We start from the raw sequence: 22,551 nt of genomic DNA, 5'->3' as shown, positions 1-22,551 counted from the left end.
TGACCGATGGCCGTCCGCTCTTCCGGCTTCAAAATCCCAGCGGCGCCGTTCTGGATATCGCCGTCATGGGAGACGATGCGCTGGCGATCGGAGATCGCGGCGGCGCGGTCAGCGTCTGGAATTTGTCACAGCGAAAAATAATGCAATCGCATCGCTTGCCCATCGAGGGGATTCGCTTGCTGGCCTTTTCCGCCAATGACTCTACGCTCGCAACAGCCGATCGGGATGGTTATGTGCGGCTGTGGGATTTGCATGCGTTGCCATAAGAAAATAAGTCCTGGCTCCAAAAAAGAAGTCACCGGTCTGAAGCGGAAGAATCCCCCGATTCGGGGGGCTCTTCCAATCCATTTAACCGATCGAGGGCGGCGGAAAGACTGCGCAAGTCATCCGCCCCACACCAGATCGTCTGATTGTTCCATTGCCGGGTTTGCCGATCGTACGCGCCGAACTGGATGCAAACCCGGGAGGCGTCGATTACCCGATCGGTTTGAAACGAGCCGTCCTTGATGATGATTTGGCGCGGCCAAACGCTGATCTGGAACCTTCCGGCTCGGCTTTTTACCAGGGGTTGCGTGGTTTTGTTTTGGTTCATGCGTTTTCACCTCTTAAATCGCCCGCAGGCGTCTTCGTCATTCGAGACGTCCAAGGGCGATGAGGTGAAAACGAGCGATAAACAAAACCCAATCCCGCACAACCAAGCCGCAGCACAATTCGCTGGGTAAGGCAAAAAATGCAACGGCTTGTGAATCGGAATCGTTATTCTCGATTGGTCGGATGCGGCGTATGCAAAACATCTTCGCATGAAATTCGTGCGGGATAAAACCGCGTTGAATTGGAGTCCATCTCTTTGGCGGTTATGCCGCGCGCGATTCGCATCTGAAATCATCGATGCAAAATTTGCGTCTTTGTCCCTGTTTGGGTGAAACGCGATAGCAATTCATCTCCATGACGTTTGCTGTTTTTTAGAGAGGGAATGATTATCGGTCTCAGAATAAAAGGAAAATTTTTTTATGATGTACAACCGTAAAAATGATTTGCGCAATTTGAAAACAGGAAGACTCTTGGATGCGAACTCCAGACCAACTCAAACCATTTCTCTTGCACGAAAATGAAACCGTTCGCCGGGAAGCCGTCCGGTATTTTTCCGGTTGCTGGTCGCAGGATGAAGATTTGATTCCTCTGATTTTGCAAGCCTGCGAGAGATACCCCGGCGCAAAAAATGAATATCTGCTCTCTTACGCCGATCGTTTTGCCGTCACGGCGAAATCGCTGCCGATCGTATTCGAAAAACTAAATCAAGCAACGGACGAAAATATCGTCTGTCGCTTGAATAATATTCTCGCGCGCATTCCGCTCGAACTCGCGTCCGATTTCTCCATACTCAGTCCGTGTCCAGCGGCACGCAAGAACGTCTCCGCCGCCGAAAAAATTTCGCGCAAAAATCTATACGCGAATTGTGGGAAAAACTCGTGGAGTTTTCCGCTCGGATACGGGAAGACGATTGCGATGACTTGGATTTCACTTACGCGCAGGATTTGGTCGAATCTGCGGCCCGTCATAGCGAACCGGATGAGGCGAGGATTTGCGAATGGCTGGGTTCCTCGAAAGTGGAAGGAGAATGGCTGGAAATTTTTCTTATCCTATTGGCGGGAGAGCGCAAACTCCAAGCCGCCGTTCCTATCCTGGTAGACAAATACAAAATCGATACGGATTTTATGCTGGAACAAACCAGCGAGGCTCTCATTAAAATTGCAAATCCGCTGGCGGTTCGGCTGATCCGTGAAACTTTCGCCCGGCAGAGTTGGAATTTTCGCAATTATACCGCGTCTTTTCTGGGGAGATTCAAGCGCGAAGAATCCGAGCAAACCATCATTCAACTGCTGGAATCGGAGAATGATCCCGCCATTCGCATCATTTTATGCGGTTCTCTGTGCGATTTGTTATCGGAACGCGGGATGGAAATCGTCTGGCGGGAAATTCGCCAGGGATATGACGTGATGATCGCAACGCTCGAGGAGCAATTGGGAGTAGTCGCCGCCGTTCTGGGAATGGAACTGCCCGAACTTGCCAACCTGGAGCAGATTCGCGAACAAAGAAAACAAGAACGGATGCAAAATTTCCAGCGAAAAATCTCTCCCTCCGTTGCGTCTGAGCCAAAGTCAGTTGCATTCGATCGCTTACCAAAAGAAAAGGTCGGCCGCAACGATCCCTGTCCCTGCGGCAGCGGCAAAAAATACAAAAAATGCTGCGGGAAATCGTGAGCTGGCTGGGCGTTGATTTTTTTTCATATAGCAAAATTCCCGCTGGCGCCGCTGGCGATGATTTCGCTTCGCGGCTTCATCCTGGCAACCGCATCGCTTCGGACACTTCTTCCGCCTCTTCCACAACGCCATACACCTCCTCGGAAATGATCCGATCGGTTATGGAATCCAAATAGGACGTCAATACCTGGTCCAATTCCAAAAACTCCGGCCATAAAATCTCGTTCGCAAACGATTGCGGAACCCGCAACATGACCGTGGTATGGCGCTGACCGCTATAGCGGTACGGCCGCAGCGAATAGCGGCGGCACAACGCCGCAAACAAGCGGCGCGACCAGTGATTGCCCAACATGAATTTCATTTCGATGGGCGGGTCCGTTTTCTGAAGCGAGGCGAGCTTTTCTTGCACCCGCTTTAACGCCGCTTCCGCCGCTTGCTTTTCGCCCTCCGTTCCGGCCCTTTCGAACAGGGCTTTGATCTTGCGAATTTTCTCGATCAGCTGGGATTCGGTTTGCATGGTTCGGATCTTTCGAATGAGTAGAATCATTGCGGCATTTTGAAAGGCATACTACTCATCAAAAACTCGATTCGATAGCTCCGCTCTTGAAAATCGTTTCTTATCGTTTAATCAATAAAAACTCCAATCCTTGCGCGCGATAAAATCGCCGGATAAGCCCAAAGGCTCTGCGCAAAACAAGCAAATCGAATAGTTCTTGGTCAAATTGCATGCGGTCGGTTTCGCCTCGCTGAATTTTTCGCACTAATTTGTCATGGAAATGCGAAATGACTTGTTTCTCTACTTTTTCGCGCAGACCCGCGTATCGGCATAAATCATACAAATCGTTCCAGCCGGATCGCAAAGGGACCCGGTAAGAATCGATGCAGGTTTTGTAAATCGCTCCCGACTCTTCTTCCAAATATGCATCCAAATTTTGTTTCATTTTCCTTCCCCTCCAAGAACGCTCACGGCGCTTCTCTTCTCCAGAAGCGCCGGTTGGTTTTCTCGTAGCAATCGCTGCATTCTCTCCCAATAAATAACGTATTGCGGATCGGCCAGTCCCCAAAGCAACCCCAAACACTCCGATGCGTAAACAAAAAATCCACATTCCGCCGCTTGATCGATCAGCGAGCAAATCCGCTGGCCCAGTTCGTTCACTCGGGGGTAAGACATCACCCGCTAACCGCTGGGACATAATAAGACAAAAAAAAATTGACCGATGCGCCGTCCACGCGCCGCAGCGATCAACTTCGCCCACTTATTCTCCAAGAGCTTCTTTTTTTACATCGCACAGCATATCCATTCGGCATTTATCCTGCATTTCTTGTTCGCGAAACTCCCGAGAGGCCTCGGATCCGGAAATCGGATCCGAAGGGAGGGCGCGGTTTTTCATCAACAAGGCTTCGGCTTGCTGCAATACGGCAATGGCGATTCGCACCTGATGGGGATCGAGGGTAGAAGAGGTCTTCCACAGGCCGTCTTTCTGATAGCGCCTGCCAAAAGAGATCGCAAACGTATTATGCTTTTCTCCCTGGGAATCCCGATACGATCTCTTAAAAATCGACGCCCGGATGTTCTCCGTATCCACTACATGGATGGGAGGATTCGGATTAAACATCCCCTCTCTCTTTATATTCTCCGTTCGTTCCGTTGTTGTTGGGTTTTCTGCTGGCATGGTTTCACCTCATTGCGTTTTTCTATTCGACCTCCTTGGCGAAGATGGAGGTCGCAAGTCGCCTCCATCGAAGCGCATTCCGCCGTCTCGGCGTCTTTGATCTATAGGTCCCAGTTCCGAAATCTATTTATAGAAATTCCCACTTCCCCGTAGTACGTCTCGAAGAGACTACGGTCGAGCGGGATGGAATTTTGAAGCGAGGAGGTTGAAACGCAATGAACGTGGCTGTGGTCAGTGGGCGGCTCGCCCAAAACGCCGTGGTATTCGGCAAGGAAGCGGAAACTCTCAAATTCAGCGTGGCCTGTCCGAGCGGCTACGATAGCGCCGCCCAGGAAGCGAAGGTGGATTTCGTCCCCTGCGTCATCTTTCGGGCGCCGGAGAAACTGCGCGAGCTTTTGGCGGCGCAGGGCAAAGGCAAGCCCGTGGAACTGCGGGGCCGAATCATTACCAGCTCCTACGAGCACAACGGCGCTATGCGCTACGCCACCGAGGTCGTGGTGGACGCGAGGGATTTTCATCTGCTTCGCACCGGCGCCGCTCAATACGGCCGCAGCGGCGAGAGTGGAAAACCCAATCCTATGCAGAAAGGAGATTTCGCCTATGCATCCAGTCCTATGCGCCAGCCGAGCGCTGGAAGAGATTTTTACGGACCTGGAATTGTGGGTCATTAACCATCCCTTGGGCGCGGCGCTGCTGGTCCTGATCGCTTGGGGCCTGTGGTTCCGCAAGGCTCGCTTCTAATCCATCCCCCCGCCAGACCGGGCGAGCCGAGGGGCGACCCTCGCTCGCTGATTTTTCATTCCCTTCCCCCGGCGTCGGAATCGTCCGAGCCGTCAACATCCCAATCCGCGGAAATATCCCCCAAGTCGATCGATTCCATATCCCAATCTTGCTCCGCGCTTCCGAACGTTTGCGCTTCGCTTTGGGCGTCTTCTCATGAAATATCCCCATCATCGGCGGATTCAATGTCGGCGTTATTCTCTTTGCCGCCATCACTTTCTAAACATTCACTATGTAAATCAGCCGCACTTTCTTTAGATTCGCTGTCAGAATCGTCATTTTCTTCCTCATATTCCGGACAGGGGTACTCTATGTCGAACAAATTCTCCTCGCATTCAGGGGATGGGCCAACAATTTTTTTGCACTCCGGGCAATTCATATTCATGAAGAATAGGATCTCGTCGTCATCCCTGGCCCAGTCATTCCTTAAAATGATTGTTCGTTGGCATTCCGGGCAATGGATCGTAATGGCAGTATAAAGGGGGTCTTCGTCAAAATCCTCTTCTTCTCGAGTCTGGGCTTCCCCATCTCCATGCAAATCAACCCATTTTCGCACGAAGGCTTCGAAGGGCTCCGGGCATTGCTCGCAATCCATTTCCATTCCAAATCTTTCGCAAAACCGCAAATCCGGCATGATGTTGATCTCCCTTAACCAAAAAATCGTATCTAACCAATAGGGAGTTGAAAAGCAGTTTTGAAACATTTTTCAAACTAGCAAGCGTGAAATTCTCAAAAAAAACGTTCAAAACAATCCATTCCCATACATCTCCATAGAAGGGAAATTTTCACAAAAGAATTCTCAATCCCAGCGGAATCCCCCAAATAACAAGTCTTGCAGGAGATGAATCATGAACTTGACTTTTCCCAAAGACCCGCAATTTAACCAGGCAAAAGGTTATCTTCCTTTGATCGGGCTGTTGGTTGTTCTGATTTTGCTTTCACATTGTTTCGCTTATGTCTGCAGAAATTTTGGGCGTACGGAATTGGAAAGCGTCGCCGCGAATCCCGAAAATTCCGTTGAACCGATCGGGATTTTTGACGATTGGGAAAAAGCCAGTCGATTTTTATATAAGCACGGCCTACGGCGTCTTCGGCTGGGAAACATCCAGCATACCATAAAGACCCTCATCAAAGGCCCATGGTCAAATGCCGAAAAGCAGTCGATCGCCCAGACGTATTTCGACAAAACTCTTTGGATTCAAAACACTCGAAAAGAAATCGTCTCGCAACTGGGGCAATACAATATTAACGTTCTCCTGGATTCAACCGCCGATCCCGTCGATGCCGAAATCGTCGGTTCGTTATATTCTGTGCTCAGTTGCCAAAAATTCTTTATTTTTAACCGTTGCAGCATCTGTTCATGCCTGTATCTTGAAATTCGAAACGCGCCCGATAACCGGCATATCGCAATTATCGAAATCAATGAATCAGATGAATACTAAGATAAATTCATATGTGGTTATGTATGCCAGGCATGGCGTGAATCTGAAAGGTGATAGGCGATATCATCCCCAAGAAGGGCGAGCATGGATTTCAATTTCGCGAACGCGTTGTCTTCGCGAATGCGCCCAAGGAACCAAGTCTAAATATTCGCGACATTTTTAACCGTCGTTTTCGCAAGGCATACCGCAGCAAAATCCATAGACGTTCGGTAGAATAATGTCTTCCTTGTTTTTTATTTAGCAATCTCATGCATCTTCAAGATTTAATCCTCAAGTAGACTCACTTTTTATTTTTGAGATAATCATCCCGGTGATCTTGTGCGGTTATTCCGTAATTTGGGAGAAAAACCGATGCAGCGTTTTAGATTTTCTTTCTTGACAATGAGTTTCATTTTCTCCTGCGCGATTATTCATGGAGCGCCGGATCCCGTTATTCTTCGTTATTGGACGGTTGAGGATGGTCTTGGGGAATCCTTTTCAACGGGGATATCGGTTGGGCCGAGCGGGAAAGTTTATGTCAACCACGGGCCTGTCGGCGTAATAACCATCCTAGATGGGTATCGCGTTACGAATATTCCCATGCCCAATGCGCTTGTGCGTTTGAACGAAGCGCCGGATGGATCGATTTGGACGTTTGCTACCGACGAAGGATACAATGCCATAACCGGCCTTTATCAATATAAAAATAATCGTTGGACGCGGTATGAACAGAGCGGCCTGAACCTATCGATCCATAGCGAAATGCATTATATCTCTAATATGTTATTCATTTACCGATTTCTTACCCGCCAGTTACTCGTTCCCCGAAGAGAAAACCGAGTCGTTGTCTTAGTTCCAGACCGTCAAATGGAATTTGATGCGGCAACCGGCCGTTCGTCGATTGTTCTCAGCGCGACTGATATGGCAATTGGTTCTTTCAGTGAAATAGCCGCCGCGGGGGAGAACGCATTTTGGGCGGCAGGTACAAAAGGTCTCATCAAATTCAATCTACCTGATAATGATTCGGCGGTTTCAACGAATGTGGAAAAATTCCCATTTGGAAATCTGATCAATGCCCAAGAGATTCAATCGCTTACGCAGACAGACGATGGGGCAATTTATTGCGTTGCAGCCGTCAAGTCATCGTCGCAAACCGCCGTTCTTCGATTTGACGGTGATTGGCGCATCGAGCGAGTGTATTCGGAGAATCCTGTCTTGGCCGGCTGGCGGGACAGCGAGCAACGGCTCTGGTCGATTCGTTATGCAAACGATCATGGATCGCTCTTCTATGAAGAAATGGGCGAAGAACATCAGATCGAATGCGGCGACTGGGAATGGTCGGGCTATTTCTTATCGTTCGCGCTTGATAAGAAAGATGCATTTTGGATTGGTCAAAGTAATTCGCTTACGCGCTTGGCTCCTCCTCTCTGGAAGCAGGCGCAAAATCTCTTGGGCGGAGACATTTCGATAAAAGGCTTCTTTAAGGATCGTCAAGGCCGTTTCTGGTTTGGTCGTGAAAAATCTCTCGCTTTTTTGGATAAGGAAGGGATTCATGAATTCTCGCTTGAAAAAGCCCTCGATGATACGATTGGATCTTTCTACGAAGTGAACGCGGCGCAGTTGTCAGACAATCGGATTGTATTTTTTAATCTCAAAAATCCCCAAAAACTATTTTTATTCGATCCTGCAACGGGAATATTGCGCGAGCATCATCAAACCCAGCGAACGTTTTTCTATCTTTACCCGAATCGAGATGGAACGGTTTGGGCGGTGACAGGAAAGGAAAATTCGTCTCGATACGTTGAAACGTTTGATGGCGAACGATTTCAAACGCAGATAGAAATTACCGATTTGCCTGGAATCTATTACTTAATCTTCGAAGCGGCAAATAACGATCTATGGATTTCATCACATGACAGAATGGGGCTGTATCGAAATGGGATATGGCGGTTGATTGACGAGAAGGATGGCTATACGCGGAAGGGAGCGATGTCTTTTTTGCAACTCCGGGATGGGCGGATTTGGTTCGGCGAACGCGCGGGAGCAATTACGGAATATGACGGGAAAGAATTCATGATAATTTCGTCTCCCGCCAGCGAGAGCATTTTTTCTATGGTCGAAAGAAAAGATGGAAGCATCTGGGTCGCCTCGGGACCGAATCTACATTGTTACAAAGATGGGATCTGGGTCACTCATTCGAGTCCAGAAGGTCTCCCGGAAAAACGTTTTACGGGCCTTATCGAGGATCAACAAGAGAAACTTTGGGCGCAAACGGGAGATGAAGATGTTTACCTTTACAATCCGGAGGCCGATCAAGACCCGCCCGAAACGAAAATTCTGAATAAGGAACGCCTGACGGATGTTCCTCTGGGCGAAAACGTTCAAATCGCCTTCACAGGCATGGATAAATGGAAATTCACGCTCAAAGAACATCTTATGTATTCCTATCGCGTCGATGAGGAAGAGTGGACGCAGTTTTCGACCAAGACTCTCGCCTCGCTTGAAGGTTTGACGCCGGGAACTCATCGGTTTGAAGTCCGGGCCATGGATCGGAATTGGAATAAAGATCCCATTCCGGCAACGCTCGATTTTTCCGTCGTGACGCCGTGGTATGCGCAACCTATGTTCATAGTAATCGCGATCAGCGGCTCCTTCGTCATTGTTCTCTTGCTCGGCATCTCGATCTTGCGGCACATTCAGCTTCGTCATGCATACGTCAGAGTTCACGATTCAGAAAAAGAACTCCAAGCATCTAACGAACATCTTCAAAATCTTAACGAACAACTGCACGAATTGGGCAAGATGAAATCGCAATTCGTTTCCCAAGCCTCGCACGATTTGCGGACGCCGCTGACGGCGATCAAGAGCAGTCTGGATAACGTAATGCGCGGCGTCGGGGGCGGCTTGAACGAGAAGCAGCATAGCGTTATCGAACGCGCCCTGCGTTCCGTGGACCGCCTGAACCATTTGATCAACGACGTTCTCGATCTCAACCGCATCGAAACCGGGCGAGTCGTCCTTGATAAGACGAATATTGTATTGGGAACGCTTGTTAAAAGCATTCTGAACGAAAACGCGCCCGCCGCCCAGCAAAAACGAATCGCACTTCTTTCCCACGGCTTGGAAGATCAACAATCCATCCACGTCGATGTCGGCAAGATAGAGCGCGTCGTGGGCGAATTGATAGGCAACGCCATCAAATACACGCCGGAGGGCGGCCAAGTAGAAGTTCGTTTAGAAAAAGACAAACAACACATGATCTTGTCGGTGCGCGATTCCGGCATCGGCATGACGCCGGAAGAATGCGCCAAAATCTGGGAACGCTTCTACCGTACTAACGCCTCGAAGAAATTCGCCAAAGGGTCGGGATTGGGGCTATCGATTGCGAAGGAATTGGTCGAGTTGCATGGGGGAAGCCTAGAAGTGGAAAGTGAAGAAGCGAAAGGGACGGAGTTTCGATTGCTTCTTCCAATCGGAGGAGAATGATGCGTCAACATTTTATAAATCGTCTCTTATTGTTTTCCGTAATAGGGCTTTCCCCTATCGCTTCTTATTCAAGCGACGATCCTTACTTTCGGTATTGGACGAAGGAAGACGGTTTAAATACAACGTCTAATGTTTATGTCCATGTTAGTCAGCTAGGCAACGTGATAGCCACTGGCGGAAGCGAATATTTTACCCTATTGGATGGCTATCAAGTCGCGAAGTTTCCGGCTCCTTACTTTTTAGCTTTTTTTCAGCAAGATTCTGATGGTGCAATATGGAGTTATTTGACGGACAACAAACTAAAATCCGGACGAAGATTTCTCGGATTTCAGCGGTTGGATAAATCCCGCAAGGAATGGGAGCCTTTCCCCATCCCCGCTTTTTCCGAACGGATTCAAAACAGCACATTGGAAGTAGGAGTAAGTTATATAGGCGACAGACCCGAGGGGCGATTTGTCTGTCATCCCAGCGGGCAATTGGTCTTCTCCTATTTCGATAAGGTGTATTCGTATCGCCCCGATTCGAAAACCCTGGATGTAATTCTCAGCGCGACCGATACGGAGATGGCGAAAAAGTTCGATTGGTCGATGCCTGCATTTTCGGGGGAGTATCGCGCAAGTCTCTTTGGCAACAACCACTTTCTAGGAAATATCTACCTGGCGCGAGACAATGGAATATGGATTTCTTCCGGCGGCGGGGCGATTAAAGGATATTGGGATGCATCGCAAACTTCCCCTCGTTGGACATGGAAGGAATATCCTTTTGCTGACGAACTTATCCAGTCTACCTTTTATCTTTATCATCTGATCGAGCGCAGTGATGGAACATTGTATGCAAAAAGTTTTATCCACGATGCAACTCATAGTACAGGAACGCAATTATTAGAATTTCGCGAGAATCGCTGGACGAAGATCGTCGATCAGGAATTAACCAACACTTCGTTTGGATGGAAAGATTCCCAGAATCGTCTTTGGTATTCCGACTACTCGCAAACCATTATTCAAGACGGAACCAAAGAAACCGCCGTTTTTCCCATTTTATTTTGGGATGTTGCGTTCGAATCGGATACCCGTTTTTTTGCCGGATCCGATCTTGGATTGGTACGGTATGCCGAACCGCTATGGTCGACTCCAAATGCGCTAGAAGACATTGACAGCGGCGTAAACGGAATCGCCGAAGACGATCATGGAACTATTTGGATATCTAATTTTAATCGCTTAATTTCTTATCGCAACAATAAAATCGCCGTCTATGAAGCGGACCCTGCATATTTTGGCTATGTAACAGGATCCGAAAACGTACTTGCCTTCCCCAACAATCAAATTGCGATCGAACTTAATACGGCGGTGAAATCCGGCGTTTATTTATTCGACCCAGCTGCGAAAACTTTTAGTCCTTGGCTGCATCCATCGGAAGAAAGATTGGAGAATTTTTTTAGTCAAAATAAGAAAATTTGGGTAACCTCTTTTGATGTGAATTCTCAACAAAATAAGAAAGTATACCGATACGATGGAGAATCGTTTATAACCGTCCTCGATTTGAAGCAGATCACCTCAAATCGCAAGTTACCGTTGATAACCAGTATAATCGAAACGGATAACGGCGATCTTTGGATGGGATTGTGGCATTCTTTTGGCCCACTGTTGCGCCGAAAGAACGGAGAAACCGTTCTTTTTGACGATCGACGGACTTTTCCTGGAACGGGCGGTTTCAAACTGCTGGATATAGGCAACCACCGGATTTGGTGTGCGGGAGCGAATGAAGTCGCGGAGTATGATGGAAGCGCCTGGCGCATTGTCAAGGAGGGCGTCGATTATGCCTGGGATATTATCAAAGACCGCCAGGGACGCGTATGGGTGGCGGCGAAAAATGGAGTTCATTGTTACAATCCCAACCAATCCAATGCATGGATTTGCTATTCCGTTGAAGATGGTTTGCCGATCAATAACGCTCAAAGATTGTATGAAGACCGCCAAGGCAATATATGGGTGGGTACGCTAAAGGGAGTAAGCAAATTCAATCCCGATTCGGATGCTTCGCCGCCAATCGTATGGATGGTTCAAGGCAAGAACAGCGAAACCATCACCTCCGATGGCAATGCCCAATTTGTGTTTGAAGGCATCGATAAATGGAAACAAACGCGGAAAGAACGCTTGTTGTATTCTTACCGCATCGATGACGGGAATTGGTCGGAATTTAAGAGTGGCAACGTCGCCGCATTCAAAGCGGTTGCGCCCGGCAGACATACCTTTCAGGTGCAGGCGATGGATATGAATTGGAATGTATCCGAAAGCCCCGCCATACATGCATTCCAAGTCCTGTATCCCTGGTATCGCGATCCGAAAGTGATGCTGATTATTAGTATCAGTTCGATCCTGGTTCTACTGTTTGCGGGAATCGCGATCAACAGGCATCGAAAACTAAATAAGTACTCCCAGAGGCTGGAAATCTCAAACACGCAGCTAAACTCCATGAACGCCGAACTCCAGGAAGCCAACGCCCAGCTGATCCAGCTTGACCAGATGAAATCCGCTTTCGTTTCGCAAGCATCGCACGATTTGCGGACGCCGCTGACGGCGATCAAGAGCAGCCTGGACAACGTAATTCGCGGCGTTGGCGGCGGTTTGAACGAAAAACAGCATAACGTTCTCGAACGCGCGCTGCGCTCCGTCGACCGCTTGAATCATTTGATCAATGACGTTCTCGACCTCAACCGCATCGAAACCGGCCGCGTCGTCCTTGATAAGACGGATATTGTATTAGGAACGCTTGTTAAAAGCATTCTGAATGAAAACGCGCCCGCCGCTACCCAAAAACGAATCGCTTTGCTTTCCAGCAGCTTGGAAGATCAACAATCCATTCACGTCGATGTAGGCAAGATAGAGCGCGTTGTGGGCGAATTGATAGGCAACGCCATCAAATACACGCCGGAGGGAGGCCAAGTAGAAGTTCGTTTAGAAAAAGACAAACAACACATGATCTTGTCGGTGCGCGATTCGGGCATCGGCATGACGCCGGAAGAATGCGGAAAGATTTTCGACCGTTTTTATCGTACGCACGCCTCGCAAAAAATGGCGAAAGGCTCTGGTCTGGGTCTCGCGATTGTGAAAGAATTGATTGAAATGCACGGCGGGAAACTTGCCGTAAAAAGCCAACAAAACCAAGGCGCGACGTTCGCCATGACGCTGCCTATCGAAAGCGCATAAGGAGTCGATTATGTCCGAAGCCACTATATTGGTTGTAGATGACGAAGAGGATTTGGCTTACAATTTGGCGGACTTTTTGGAGCTGGAAGGATTTACCGTTTGCGTGCATTTATCGGGGGAAGAGGCGCTGAAAAGCGTGGAATCCCAAAAGCCGGATTTGGCGCTGCTGGACATTCAACTGACGGGAATCAGCGGCCTCGAAGTGCTTCAAAAGTTAAAAGAAAAATATCCCTTGACGCCAGTCGTCATGGTCAGCGCTTCTTCGCAGAAAGGAACCCGCGAAAAAGTCGATGAATATGGCGCCGACGCGCTGATATTGAAGCCTTACGATCAGGACGAATTGTTGAATCTTATCAATCGGTTGTTGCAAGGGAGAAATATATCATGACGAATTTGGAAGAAGACTATCTCATATTAATCGCTGATGATGAAGAAGATATTCGGTTGAATCTTTGCGATTATTTGGAATTGGAAGGTTTCGAAACGATGAATGCGCCCAATGGCGCAGAAGCCTTAAATCTACTGCAAAATAACGCGCCCCAAATCATCATTTCCGACTTGATGATGCCGGAAATGAGCGGGCTGGAATTGTTGGAAGAATTGCGCAAGCGGAATGTGGATATTCCCGTCGTCATCATGACAGCGTTCGGCACCATTGATTACGCCGTAAAGGCGATGAAAGAGGGAGCGGCGGATTTTATCACGAAGCCCATCGATTACGATTTCCTGCTGCGCATCATACAGAGAGTAATGAAGACCGCGCAATTGGAGCAAAAAGTCAAGGAACAACAGCGCCAAATGGAAACGGACCTGCATTTGGCGGGCATGATTCAAAAAACGCTGCTTCCTAAACCCATCGACAATCCTAGACTCGTTATGAATTACCGCTTCGAGCCATTAATTGAAATTGGCGGAGACAATCTAACCGTTCATACGTATGACGAGGATCATATCGCCGTCGCATTGTTTGACGTCGCCGGACATGGCGTTTCCGGCGCGTTGGTTGCCAATCTAGTGCAAAATGAATTGACGAAACGCATGGAAGAAGAAAGGCCGCCCTTTAACGTCGTGGAACATCTCCATCGCTTTGTATTAAAGACGATCGGCGATACGGGAATGTTTCTAACGCTGGTATTCGCCGACATCGACGTCGAAACGCTGACGCTGACGGTATGCAACGCCGGTCATCCCGATTTGTTGGTTTGGAAACAGGCTAATCATGTCTTGGAATCGATTGGCTCCCATGTCCCCGCCATAGGATTTCCTATGCGATTAACAAGCGATAATGCCGAATCGAAAATTCCACTCTCTTCCGGCGATAGAATTATTCTTTATACGGATGGTTTTCCTGAGACGATTGATCATAGCGGCCTCCTATTAGGAAAAGAACGATTCAAGGAAATCATTGAACGAAACATACGTTTTCGCCCCGTCGATTTTTTGGATGAAGTGTTCCGAATCGTCGATGAATTGCGATCCGATGAACCGGAAGACGATCGAACCTTGGCTCTAGTGGAAATCAAATAGATTCAAGTTCATTTGGTGCGTTGGAAAGCACAGCGGAAAACTCCAATACCCTTTGCATGATGCGTCTGCAAGATGAACTGGCATTGGTGGAAGTGATTAAACTATTAGTGCCAATCAGTCGCAGCGTAAATGTTGTAAACGGCGGTTGAAAAGTGCGTAGGGGGAGGGAGTAAAAACGGCGGTCGTAAAAATGTGGATTTTTGTTTAAGGATAAACGTCACTCTTAAGTCTTGTCAAGGATGTCTTGGGACGACCAATTTTCATAAGTTTCTCCTTGATGCATTATTAGGATACCTTATAGAAAAACAAAACTTTTGTCAGTTATTATTGGGACATTAAACTAGAATATAGTTGTTTCCATTAAAAGGATGGATAACATGAACCGTAAATCCAGCCGGCGAAATTTTCTGGAATTGCTTGGAACCGGATTGGCGGCGGCCGCTCTGTCGGCATCGCCGTCCTGGACAGCGAGCGGTAAGAAATCCAACTTTGTCGTGATTCTTGCCGACGATCTGGGATACGGCGACATCGAGGGCTTCGGTTCGCTCGAACTGCCGTACAAGACGCCTCATCTGTCGAGAATGGCTAGCGAAGGCGTCAAATTGACGCAAGTTTATGTCCCCGTTCCTTATTGCGCTCCGTCGCGGTCGAGTTTATTGACCGGGCGCTATCCCTTTCGAAACGGCGTGGTTTTTAACCCATCGCCTGATGCAGGGATTAACGATGTAGGACTCGATCCTTCGGAAATCACCATCGCGGACGCGCTCAAAACCGCCGGGTACGCTTGCAGCTGCATCGGAAAATGGCATCTCGGCCACAAGCCGCAGTTTCTTCCCCGCCGTCAGGGATTCGACGAATACTTTGGCATCCTCTATTCCAACGATATGCGCCCCGTGCAGATGGTCGAAAACGAAACCATCGTAGAATATCCCGTGTTTCAGCCCACGTTGACAAAACGCTACACGGAACGCGCGGTCGATTTCATCCGGCGATGTCATCAAGCGGATCAGCCGTTCTTCCTCTATCTGCCTCACGCCATGCCTCATAAACCGCTGGCCGCGTCCGAAGAGTTTTACACTCCCGACACCCCCAGTGATTTATACGCCGACGTTATCCGCGAACTGGACGCCTCGGTGGGGAAAATACTGCAAACCGTAAAAGAACTGGGCGCCGACGAAAACACGCTGGTGATTTTCGCTTCCGACAATGGACCTTGGTACGGCGGAAGCGCGGGAGGCCTGCGCGGCATGAAAGCCAAAACTTGGGATGGCGGTTTGCGGATTCCCTTCATCGCGCGCTGGCCGGGGAAAATCCCGGCGGGAATCGTTAATCATTCCGTCGCGGGCAACATTGACGCGTTCCCGACGCTGCTGAAACTGGCGGGCGTCGATCTTCCCAATGACCGCATTATCGACGGCGAAGACATCTGGCCGCTTTTGACGTCGCCCGATGCTCTCAGTCCGCACGAAGCCGTGATCGGGATGAGCGGCGCAAACCTCGCCATCGTTCGCAGCGGCAAATGGAAACTGCACATTATCAATCCGGGAGGCGTTCCCAACCGGGGAGACGATTGGATCGACCCGCGCGGGCCGGACGGCGTAACCCTGGTCGCTCAGTTCGAGCAAGCGCGCCCGGCGGATTACCCCGGCGTCATCGGCGGCGACGGTCCCAAAGCCATGATGCTTTTCGACATGGAAGCCGATCCGTCCGAACAGCGCGACGTCAGCGAGGATCATCCTGATATGGTGAAGCGCCTGCATACATACGCCCAAAAAGTCATCGCGGAAATGCCCGAATTCGATCCGCCCAAAAGAGATTTTCAGGGCATGCGCCGACTGACCGGCGGAACGCTGGAATCGGCGTATCCGCCGAAATGAAACGGCTCTGTCTATATCCTGACGGGTGGCAAGAATTTAACCGCGCAGCAATCTGCTTTTGATTGAATCCTTATAGAGAGAACACGAAGGGAAATATCTTCTCTTAGGGCCTAGCAGGATAGGAATGCGCCTGACCGCCATACAGATCGTTTCATCGATCAAATTCTTGTTTTTTACCATTGGGATCGTAATGATCCGCATGGGTGAGTGCAGAGGTTGCGAATCTGTTTTCGTGAGTTTCACGAAGCGCAGGTTCATCGGTTTCCAGTTCTGGGGGTCTTTGAGGTAGATTTTTACTTCTTATTCCCCAGGTTGCTTGAGTTCGATCTTGCCAAGATTTATTTCCTTAAACTAATCCCAGCCGGAAGTCTGAACTACTCATGCTGGACCGGGGTTGGCATTTTTCGCAGTTATAGATCAACCGTCGCCGACAATCCCGCTTCATCTGTGTATAATTGATTCTACGCCGTCATAATAAAACAACGGGGAAAGTCTGGATGAGGACTGGGGCGGTTTTTATTCCTTCAAAATTTTTTTTTCGGAAGAGAGATTCATGGAAAGAGGAATCAAATACATATTACTATTGATGATCCAGATCTTCGCATCGCGCATTTCTCACGCCCAGTACCCGGCTGTCTGGAGTTATTTTCCAGAGATACCATTGCCATTCACGGTGAATTTTACTCCAAAAGGGAATGTGCTTGCGCACAATCAGAATTCTGTATTTATTTATGACGGTTATAAAGTAAAGGAAATTTCAACGGATTGTCGCTTGGGCGCTATCCAACAGGATGCGCAGGGACGCATTTGGTCTGTGTACAACGATCAAGAGCAAATTATGCCTACAAATTTTTTCGGCATGATTGAATATGATCCCCCGACGAAACAATGGCGAAAGTTCCCGATTCGGGATTTGTGGGGAATACCCATCTGGGATACGAGTTGTTTCGAATTTTATGAACCCAATCATGTCATTATGACCAATCATGAAAAGTTTTTTTTACATGATCTCGAAACAGGAAAATCGCAAGATATTCTTCGGAAAGAAGATACCCTCTACGAGTCCTTTTTGTCGATCAACAAAGGATCGACGGAAGGCGTCTTTTGGGGATTCGGGGACCGAGGCATTCTTCGATTCGCTCGAGATGCGAATGGCGGCTGGACATGGAGGGATTTCCCACTTGGTGATGCGGATCACAGAAGATTGCAGGATAATCCGATTGTTCTCTCGGATCAGGAAATCTATGTCCTGGCCGCCGATCAAAGCGCCGAGCCGATTTCTTATTCTCTGATGCGATTTTTTGGCGATCGCTGGGAAAAACAATCTCCAGATTATCCATTTCATCTCCGCAGCAGTTGGGCCGATTCTCTCGGACGGATTTGGAGCACAGGATGGCTTAATGGATCGGTCTATTTACAGGAACCGGGAAAAGATGTCAAAACGATCGAAGGTAACGATATTTTAGGATTGACTTTGTGGCGTCCTGCTATTGGCAAAGACGACGTCGCATTAATTGGCACGATCGGCGGCTTGATGCGTCACGCACCCCCTTTATGGCAGCCGCCGGCGAAATTGAATCCCCAATTCCACGGTTATGACAAAGTATTGGGCAGCGATGCACAGGGATATCTTTGGTTGGCGAAACCCGGCCAACTAATTCGCGGGCGAGGGGATGAGATTCATCGATATGAATGGAAAACGATGGAACATATCGAGGATTTTCAAAACATCAACATCGATTTGCAATGTCATCCCTTAGCAGATGGACGCACTATTCTATATCTTTATCAGAATTTTTACGATTCGAGCCAGAACCAATTAATCGCATACGACGCTTCCGCCGATCTTATCGAATCCGTCACGCGCCCCGGCAAGATTTTTGTAAACGGATTTCCCGGACCGGATCGGACGGTATACCTTCTCAGTAAAGATAAGCAAACAAATGAGTATTCGTTGGAACAATTTGACGGCGTTACATACCAGCGCATTGTTGATTCGGCAGGGATCGTCAGCCTCGATGAAAAAACGCGCGTATTTTACACACGCTCTGGCGACATATGGCTATTAAATTTTTATCGAGGTCCTTATGGGATTGTTCGAAAAGGTAGTTTCCAAACGATAGAACCGCCGGAGAAGTACGACGCGGACAGGCCGGGAAGCGCTTTTTTGGAAAAGTCGGATGGAACCATCTGGGCCGGGTTTGGGTATAGCGTGTATGAATATAATCAAGGAAAATGGAAAAAACAATTGGATTGCAGCGGGGATGTCGGCGTCACGCAGATGGTAGAAACGCAGGATAGCAGCGCCTGGGCGGCAACACGAAAACGAATTTATCGCTGGAAGAATGGCATATGGGTTTATTACAATTATAAAGAAGGCCTTCCTTCGTCTACGTATGTATCCATGTTTATTGACCAACAACAACGCCTTTGGGCGGTTTCGCGCAACAGCGATTGGCTATTTTGTCCAGAAGCCGATGTCGATCCACCCATCGTTTCCATTCCGAAAGAAGAGAACAACTATCAATTTTTACCGCAGGTAAATGTCCGCATTACCTTCACCGCTCAGGATCGCTGGAAATACGCTGACGCGCAAAAATTGCAGTATTCGTATTGCTTGGACCAGCAAGACGGGTCGTCATTTTCTTATAACGCCTTCGCTTCCTTTTCCGAATTGAAACCGGGCCATCATCGGCTGGAAGTAACCGCCATAGATGTGAATTACAATCAATCTGCAATGCCAGCCGTCTGGGAATTTGAAATTTTGTCTCCCTGGTATAAAGAACCTGCCTTTATCCTGATTGTGACGCTGGCTGCGATCGTCATCCTTGCGCTGCTGACTCTTCTGGGATCCCGTTATTTTAATTTAGCCCGATTGGTTGCGGAACGAACGGATCATCTGGCGAAAGCCAACGAGCTATTGCTCGCCCATCGGGAGAAACTGCAAGCTCTGACCTCTGAATTGTTTTTGATCGAAGAGAGGGAGAGACGAAAATTGGCGTCGGACTTGCACGACAGCATCAGCCAATCCTTATCGCTATCGATGTTAGAACTGTCTTCTTTGGCGAAAGTAAGAGCGGAAGAAGAAATTAAGGAACAAGCGTCGCGGATCCGTAAACGGCTTGATCTTACTCTTCAATCGACTCGAGATCTCACCTATCAACTTTGCCCTCCTCTTCTGTATCAAGCAGGTCTCGGACCGGCCATTGCGCAATTGGCCGAAGAATTTCAGAGACATCATGGATTTGCGGTCGATTTTCGCGAATCGGGCGAGTCTAAGTCGTTAGCGGAAGAACTTCGGTATTTTCTTTTTCGCGCTACGCGGGAATTATTAGTGAACATTACCAAACATGCGCAGGCGTCGCATGTAGAGATTTCGTTGACATGGGATAACGATTTCATCCGGATTCAAGTCAGCGACGACGGGATTGGATTTACCCGCGAGGTCGCCCTAAACAGTATATCGGATCAAGGTGGTTATGGACTCTTCGGTTTACGGGAGCGAGCCGCCCGGATGGGCGGAGGGTTAGATATACAATCGATGCCCATGCAAGGAACGATTGCGCGTTTGACAATTCCCTTGTAAACGTTGCCGCTTCGGATTTATTCGTTGAATACTGGCAGGATGCCAAGGAGACGCGATATGAGAATTCGAATCTTATTGGCGGACGATCACATCGTAATCCGCGATGGCATTCGCGCTCTGTTGGAGAAACATTCCGATTTTGATGTGGTGGCTGTAGCAAGCGATGGGCGGGAAACGTTGGACTTGATTCAAAAACAGGATATCGACGTCGTCGTTATGGATATCAGCATGCCCCATATGACTGGAATCGAGGCGACCCAACAGATCAAGATCCTTTCTCCGAAAGTCAAGGTGCTGGCGCTGTCCGTTCACGCGGATAACGAATTAGTGGCGCGGATGATCGAGGCGGGAGCGTCGGGATATCTCCCTAAAAGCTGTGAGATCGACGAACTCATCGATGCCATCCGCACAGTCGCCCAAAATCGGACTTTTCTCTCTCCATCCGTCGTAGATTCCGTATTCAAATTCATGCAAAATAAACCTTCGCTCGCCGATTGTTCGCCGAATCCCCTGACGCCTAGGGAGCGAGATGTCTTGCAACAAATCGCGGAAGGGAAATCCACGAAGGAAATCGCCTCCCTTCTTTGCGTAAGTGAAAGCACCGTCGAATCGCACCGTCAAAATATCATGAAAAAACTGGACATCCATACTATTGCCGAGCTCACCAAATACGCAATTCGGCATGGGCTGACATCATTCGAATCCTGATTGATCCCTGCTTTCCATGATGGTCTCTCCTGACTTTCCATGATCCCGATTCCTCGAATTCCCCGAATCCAATTTCCTTGAAATTCAGAATATACAGGACGTCCGTCTCTTGTACACTGTTGATTCATACAATACGGAGATAGGAACGAATGATGAAAATCTTATTGGCCGATGATGCCGATGAATTCCGATCCTATCTGCATTCCTTACTGGAAGAGAAACTTGGCTCTGTCGAAATTCGGGAAGGGAAAAACGGTCAGGAAGCGATTGCATTGGCGCAACAATTCCATCCGGATTTAGTGTTTATGGATATTTCCATGCCCGGCCTGAACGGCGTCGAAGCGGCGCGCATCATCCATCATCGTTTGCCGGACTGCAAGATCATCATGCTTACTGTGCATCCCGATCCGGCTTTCGTGACGCTATCGCGGCAAGCGGGAGCGTCCGGTTACCTGCTCAAGCATCTTGTGGATCAAGAACTAGAAGTTGCTGTAGAAAACGTCATGCGCAATGAATGGTTTGAAAGTACAACAAGCCATGAATTATAAATTCCATATATGAAATAGGAGGAGCATTATGAAAGCGAGAAGACGGTTACAAATCGGATTGGCGTTGAGTTTTGGAATGTGCGGCGTCTGTTTTTCGCAGGTAATCGAACCGGCGCTCGAAACCATCACAGTGAAAATCCCCAATCTGGCGGAAGAGGTAAAACCGTTAAAAATGGTTCTTATTCCGGCGGGGAAGTTTACGATGGGATCGTCAGCCGAAGAACGCAAAAGCGATCCCAAATCAATAGCTGTTCCTGATGCTGATTGGCCGCAGCATGAAGTTACGATTACTCATCCGTTTTATTTCGGCGCATACGAAGTGACGCAAGCGCAATGGAAAGCCGTAATGGGAACCAATCCAGCTAGTCGAATAGGCGAGGACATCCCCGTTAATAATGTAAGTTGGAATGATTGTCAGAAACTTATCGAAAAGGTAAATGCAATGGGGATCGGGAAATTTAGGCTGCCGACGGAAGCGGAATGGGAATATGCCTGCCGAGCCGGCACAACGACGAGGTTTTTTTATGGCGATGTACTGGAAACAGACGACTTGGAAGAGTATAGCCCGATTCATGACTTGTATATGTGGTATATAGGAAATACTGTGGAGGAAGAAAGTCCTCTTCCCGTCGGCTTAAAACTTCCTAATCCGTGGGGACTTTATGACATTCATGGCAATGTGTGGGAATGGTGTCAGGATTGGTGGGGAAAACCATGGGATCGGGGCCCTCAAGTGGATCCCATCGGTCCTAAAACCGGTACGGTGCGCGTAGTGCGCGGAGGCGGCGCTCTTGGGTATGCTCAAGGTTGCCGATCGGCGGACCGGCGCTGCGATTTCTGCACCCCCGATTACCAAGTTCCCCATATAGGTTTTCGTCTTGTAAGGGAATACGAAGAATTCTCATGCGTGAACAACTTTTCTCTTTATTAATAGGCAGGAAGCAATCATGAAAAAAGCCGGGTTTCAGTTTATCATATTTATTCTGGTTTTCTTTTTCTTCGAAATGACCATCTAGTGCAACGTCCAAGCGAAACGATGGTCGATAGGTGCGATCAATGCGTATTTTCTGCCTGAAACTCAAATTACTGTCTCGATCTATGCAACGAGCGATCCCGGTCCTGTTACCGTCATCGAACACCCCCGGTGGATTGGACGATTCTTCAGGCGTTGAATGACGGCGTCATCGCTGACGGAAAAATTACTTGGAATATTCCTGATTTTTACCGAAAACCAAACCATCAAGTACATTCTTATGCCGCCTGACCCAGCAGACGCCAACCAGGATGGCGTCTTTTCAGGAAACGCGAATGAGGCGGAGATTACCGGACTGAATATTTCATACTGTCCCAAACCTGCGCCTGGGAAACAAGCTCCGATGAATACAGGCTTATCGTACCAGTATTAGTTGTATTTGCCGGAAGATTACGGATTTATCGAACAAAATCGGCCTTTGAATATATTTTTGCATGATACGCTA

20 protein-coding genes are annotated in these 22,551 nt (G+C 48.5%); 14 read left to right on the top strand and 6 right to left on the bottom strand.

The genetic code is table 11. The features are described 5' to 3' along the window. A partial coding sequence (locus AB1656_13575) for a WD40 repeat domain-containing protein (protein MEW6236412.1) occupies nt 1–266 on the top strand: 266 nt, incomplete at its 5' end. A 29-nt stretch (nt 267–295) separates the two neighbouring features. On the opposite strand, the gene AB1656_13570 is transcribed toward AB1656_13575, so the two are convergent. Beyond that, nucleotides 296–592 carry a hypothetical protein gene (locus AB1656_13570; protein MEW6236411.1) on the bottom strand — a complete coding sequence of 99 codons (297 nt, stop codon included), beginning with the start codon at nt 590–592 and terminating at the stop codon, nt 296–298. 877 nt (nt 593–1,469) lie between these two features. On the opposite strand from AB1656_13570, the gene AB1656_13565 reads away from it, so the two are divergent. Continuing rightward, the gene (locus tag AB1656_13565) at nt 1,470–2,261 is read left to right on the top strand and encodes an SEC-C metal-binding domain-containing protein (protein ID MEW6236410.1); all 792 of its coding nucleotides are present in this window, start codon (nt 1,470–1,472) and stop codon (nt 2,259–2,261) included. Between the two features lie 76 nt (nt 2,262–2,337). Here AB1656_13565 and AB1656_13560 read toward each other — a convergent pair whose 3' ends face one another. The 4 genes from AB1656_13560 to AB1656_13545 form a co-directional block, all read right to left on the bottom strand. Then, nucleotides 2,338–2,778, bottom strand: a complete 441-nt coding sequence (locus tag AB1656_13560; protein MEW6236409.1) for a hypothetical protein — start codon at nt 2,776–2,778, stop codon at nt 2,338–2,340. A gap of 100 nt (nt 2,779–2,878) precedes the next feature. Continuing rightward, nucleotides 2,879–3,202, bottom strand: coding sequence for a hypothetical protein (locus AB1656_13555; GenBank protein ID MEW6236408.1), 324 nt, complete (start codon nt 3,200–3,202; stop codon nt 2,879–2,881). After that, nucleotides 3,199–3,432 carry a hypothetical protein gene (locus tag AB1656_13550; protein MEW6236407.1) on the bottom strand — a complete coding sequence of 78 codons (234 nt, stop codon included), beginning with the start codon at nt 3,430–3,432 and terminating at the stop codon, nt 3,199–3,201. Before AB1656_13550 ends, AB1656_13555 begins: the two co-directional genes overlap by 4 nt. 85 nt (nt 3,433–3,517) lie before the next feature. Further along, complete coding sequence (locus AB1656_13545) at nt 3,518–3,877, bottom strand: hypothetical protein (protein ID MEW6236406.1); 360 nt, start codon at nt 3,875–3,877, stop codon at nt 3,518–3,520. 272 nt (nt 3,878–4,149) lie between these two features. Here AB1656_13545 and AB1656_13540 point away from each other — a divergent pair, with 272 nt between their 5' ends. Beyond that, nucleotides 4,150–4,605 (top strand): single-stranded DNA-binding protein, encoded by a 456-nt coding sequence (locus AB1656_13540; GenBank protein ID MEW6236405.1) that lies wholly within the window; start codon nt 4,150–4,152, stop codon nt 4,603–4,605. Between the two features lie 263 nt (nt 4,606–4,868). Here AB1656_13540 and AB1656_13535 read toward each other — a convergent pair whose 3' ends face one another. Continuing rightward, entirely contained in the window at nt 4,869–5,348 is a 480-nt protein-coding gene (locus AB1656_13535; GenBank protein ID MEW6236404.1) for a hypothetical protein, read from the bottom strand. A gap of 214 nt (nt 5,349–5,562) precedes the next feature. On the opposite strand from AB1656_13535, the gene AB1656_13530 reads away from it, so the two are divergent. From AB1656_13530 to AB1656_13480, 11 genes are all read left to right on the top strand, one after another. Beyond that, nucleotides 5,563–6,156: a hypothetical protein gene (locus AB1656_13530; GenBank protein ID MEW6236403.1), complete on the top strand. Its 594-nt coding sequence runs from the start codon at nt 5,563–5,565 to the stop codon at nt 6,154–6,156. A 351-nt stretch (nt 6,157–6,507) separates the two neighbouring features. Next, nucleotides 6,508–9,621, top strand: a complete 3,114-nt coding sequence (locus tag AB1656_13525) for an ATP-binding protein (protein ID MEW6236402.1) — start codon at nt 6,508–6,510, stop codon at nt 9,619–9,621. 284 nt (nt 9,622–9,905) lie between these two features. After that, a complete protein-coding gene (locus AB1656_13520) occupies nt 9,906–12,827 on the top strand; it encodes an ATP-binding protein (GenBank protein ID MEW6236401.1) in 2,922 nt (973 codons plus the stop codon). A 10-nt stretch (nt 12,828–12,837) separates the two neighbouring features. Next, complete coding sequence (locus AB1656_13515; GenBank protein ID MEW6236400.1) at nt 12,838–13,215, top strand: response regulator; 378 nt, start codon at nt 12,838–12,840, stop codon at nt 13,213–13,215. Next, nucleotides 13,212–14,354 carry a SpoIIE family protein phosphatase gene (locus tag AB1656_13510; protein ID MEW6236399.1) on the top strand — a complete coding sequence of 381 codons (1,143 nt, stop codon included), beginning with the start codon at nt 13,212–13,214 and terminating at the stop codon, nt 14,352–14,354. The genes AB1656_13515 and AB1656_13510 overlap by 4 nt, the downstream gene beginning before the upstream one ends. Nucleotides 14,355–14,731: 377 nt before the next feature. Next, nucleotides 14,732–16,231, top strand: coding sequence for a sulfatase (locus AB1656_13505; GenBank protein ID MEW6236398.1), 1,500 nt, complete (start codon nt 14,732–14,734; stop codon nt 16,229–16,231). Between the two features lie 1,069 nt (nt 16,232–17,300). Next, a complete protein-coding gene (locus AB1656_13500) occupies nt 17,301–19,817 on the top strand; it encodes an ATP-binding protein (GenBank protein ID MEW6236397.1) in 2,517 nt (838 codons plus the stop codon). 57 nt (nt 19,818–19,874) lie between these two features. After that, nucleotides 19,875–20,525 (top strand): response regulator transcription factor, encoded by a 651-nt coding sequence (locus tag AB1656_13495; GenBank protein MEW6236396.1) that lies wholly within the window; start codon nt 19,875–19,877, stop codon nt 20,523–20,525. Between the two features lie 149 nt (nt 20,526–20,674). Further along, on the top strand, nt 20,675–21,073 hold the full coding sequence (locus tag AB1656_13490; GenBank protein MEW6236395.1) for a response regulator transcription factor: 399 nt from the start codon (nt 20,675–20,677) through the stop codon (nt 21,071–21,073). 28 nt (nt 21,074–21,101) lie between these two features. Then, nucleotides 21,102–22,004, top strand: coding sequence for a formylglycine-generating enzyme family protein (locus tag AB1656_13485; GenBank protein MEW6236394.1), 903 nt, complete (start codon nt 21,102–21,104; stop codon nt 22,002–22,004). Nucleotides 22,005–22,245: 241 nt separating this feature from the next. Further along, complete coding sequence (locus AB1656_13480) at nt 22,246–22,479, top strand: hypothetical protein (protein ID MEW6236393.1); 234 nt, start codon at nt 22,246–22,248, stop codon at nt 22,477–22,479. Nucleotides 22,480–22,551 lie beyond the last annotated feature (72 nt).

Source organism: Candidatus Omnitrophota bacterium (assembly GCA_040755155.1).
In the GTDB taxonomy this organism is placed as follows: Bacteria; Hinthialibacterota; Hinthialibacteria; order Hinthialibacterales; family Hinthialibacteraceae; genus JBFMBP01.
Note: the sequence above shows the minus strand (reverse complement) of the source record. Positions and strands in the feature narration are given on the sequence as shown.

Excerpts from the sequence above, each read along its gene's own strand:
- AB1656_13570 (MEW6236411.1), bottom strand. The coding sequence starts at position 592 with ATGAACCAAAACAAAACCACGCAACCCCTGGTAAAAAGCCGAGCCGGA.
- AB1656_13560 (MEW6236409.1), bottom strand. The coding sequence starts at position 2,778 with ATGCAAACCGAATCCCAGCTGATCGAGAAAATTCGCAAGATCAAAGCC.
- AB1656_13555 (MEW6236408.1), bottom strand. The coding sequence starts at position 3,202 with ATGAAACAAAATTTGGATGCATATTTGGAAGAAGAGTCGGGAGCGATT.
- AB1656_13550 (MEW6236407.1), bottom strand. The coding sequence starts at position 3,432 with ATGTCTTACCCCCGAGTGAACGAACTGGGCCAGCGGATTTGCTCGCTG.
- AB1656_13545 (MEW6236406.1), bottom strand. The coding sequence starts at position 3,877 with ATGTTTAATCCGAATCCTCCCATCCATGTAGTGGATACGGAGAACATC.
- AB1656_13540 (MEW6236405.1), top strand. The coding sequence starts at position 4,150 with ATGAACGTGGCTGTGGTCAGTGGGCGGCTCGCCCAAAACGCCGTGGTA.
- AB1656_13535 (MEW6236404.1), bottom strand. The coding sequence starts at position 5,348 with ATGCCGGATTTGCGGTTTTGCGAAAGATTTGGAATGGAAATGGATTGC.
- AB1656_13530 (MEW6236403.1), top strand. The coding sequence starts at position 5,563 with ATGAACTTGACTTTTCCCAAAGACCCGCAATTTAACCAGGCAAAAGGT.
- AB1656_13525 (MEW6236402.1), top strand. The coding sequence starts at position 6,508 with ATGCAGCGTTTTAGATTTTCTTTCTTGACAATGAGTTTCATTTTCTCC.
- AB1656_13515 (MEW6236400.1), top strand. The coding sequence starts at position 12,838 with ATGTCCGAAGCCACTATATTGGTTGTAGATGACGAAGAGGATTTGGCT.
- AB1656_13510 (MEW6236399.1), top strand. The coding sequence starts at position 13,212 with ATGACGAATTTGGAAGAAGACTATCTCATATTAATCGCTGATGATGAA.
- AB1656_13505 (MEW6236398.1), top strand. The coding sequence starts at position 14,732 with ATGAACCGTAAATCCAGCCGGCGAAATTTTCTGGAATTGCTTGGAACC.
- AB1656_13495 (MEW6236396.1), top strand. The coding sequence starts at position 19,875 with ATGAGAATTCGAATCTTATTGGCGGACGATCACATCGTAATCCGCGAT.
- AB1656_13490 (MEW6236395.1), top strand. The coding sequence starts at position 20,675 with ATGATGAAAATCTTATTGGCCGATGATGCCGATGAATTCCGATCCTAT.
- AB1656_13485 (MEW6236394.1), top strand. The coding sequence starts at position 21,102 with ATGAAAGCGAGAAGACGGTTACAAATCGGATTGGCGTTGAGTTTTGGA.
- AB1656_13480 (MEW6236393.1), top strand. The coding sequence starts at position 22,246 with ATGACGGCGTCATCGCTGACGGAAAAATTACTTGGAATATTCCTGATT.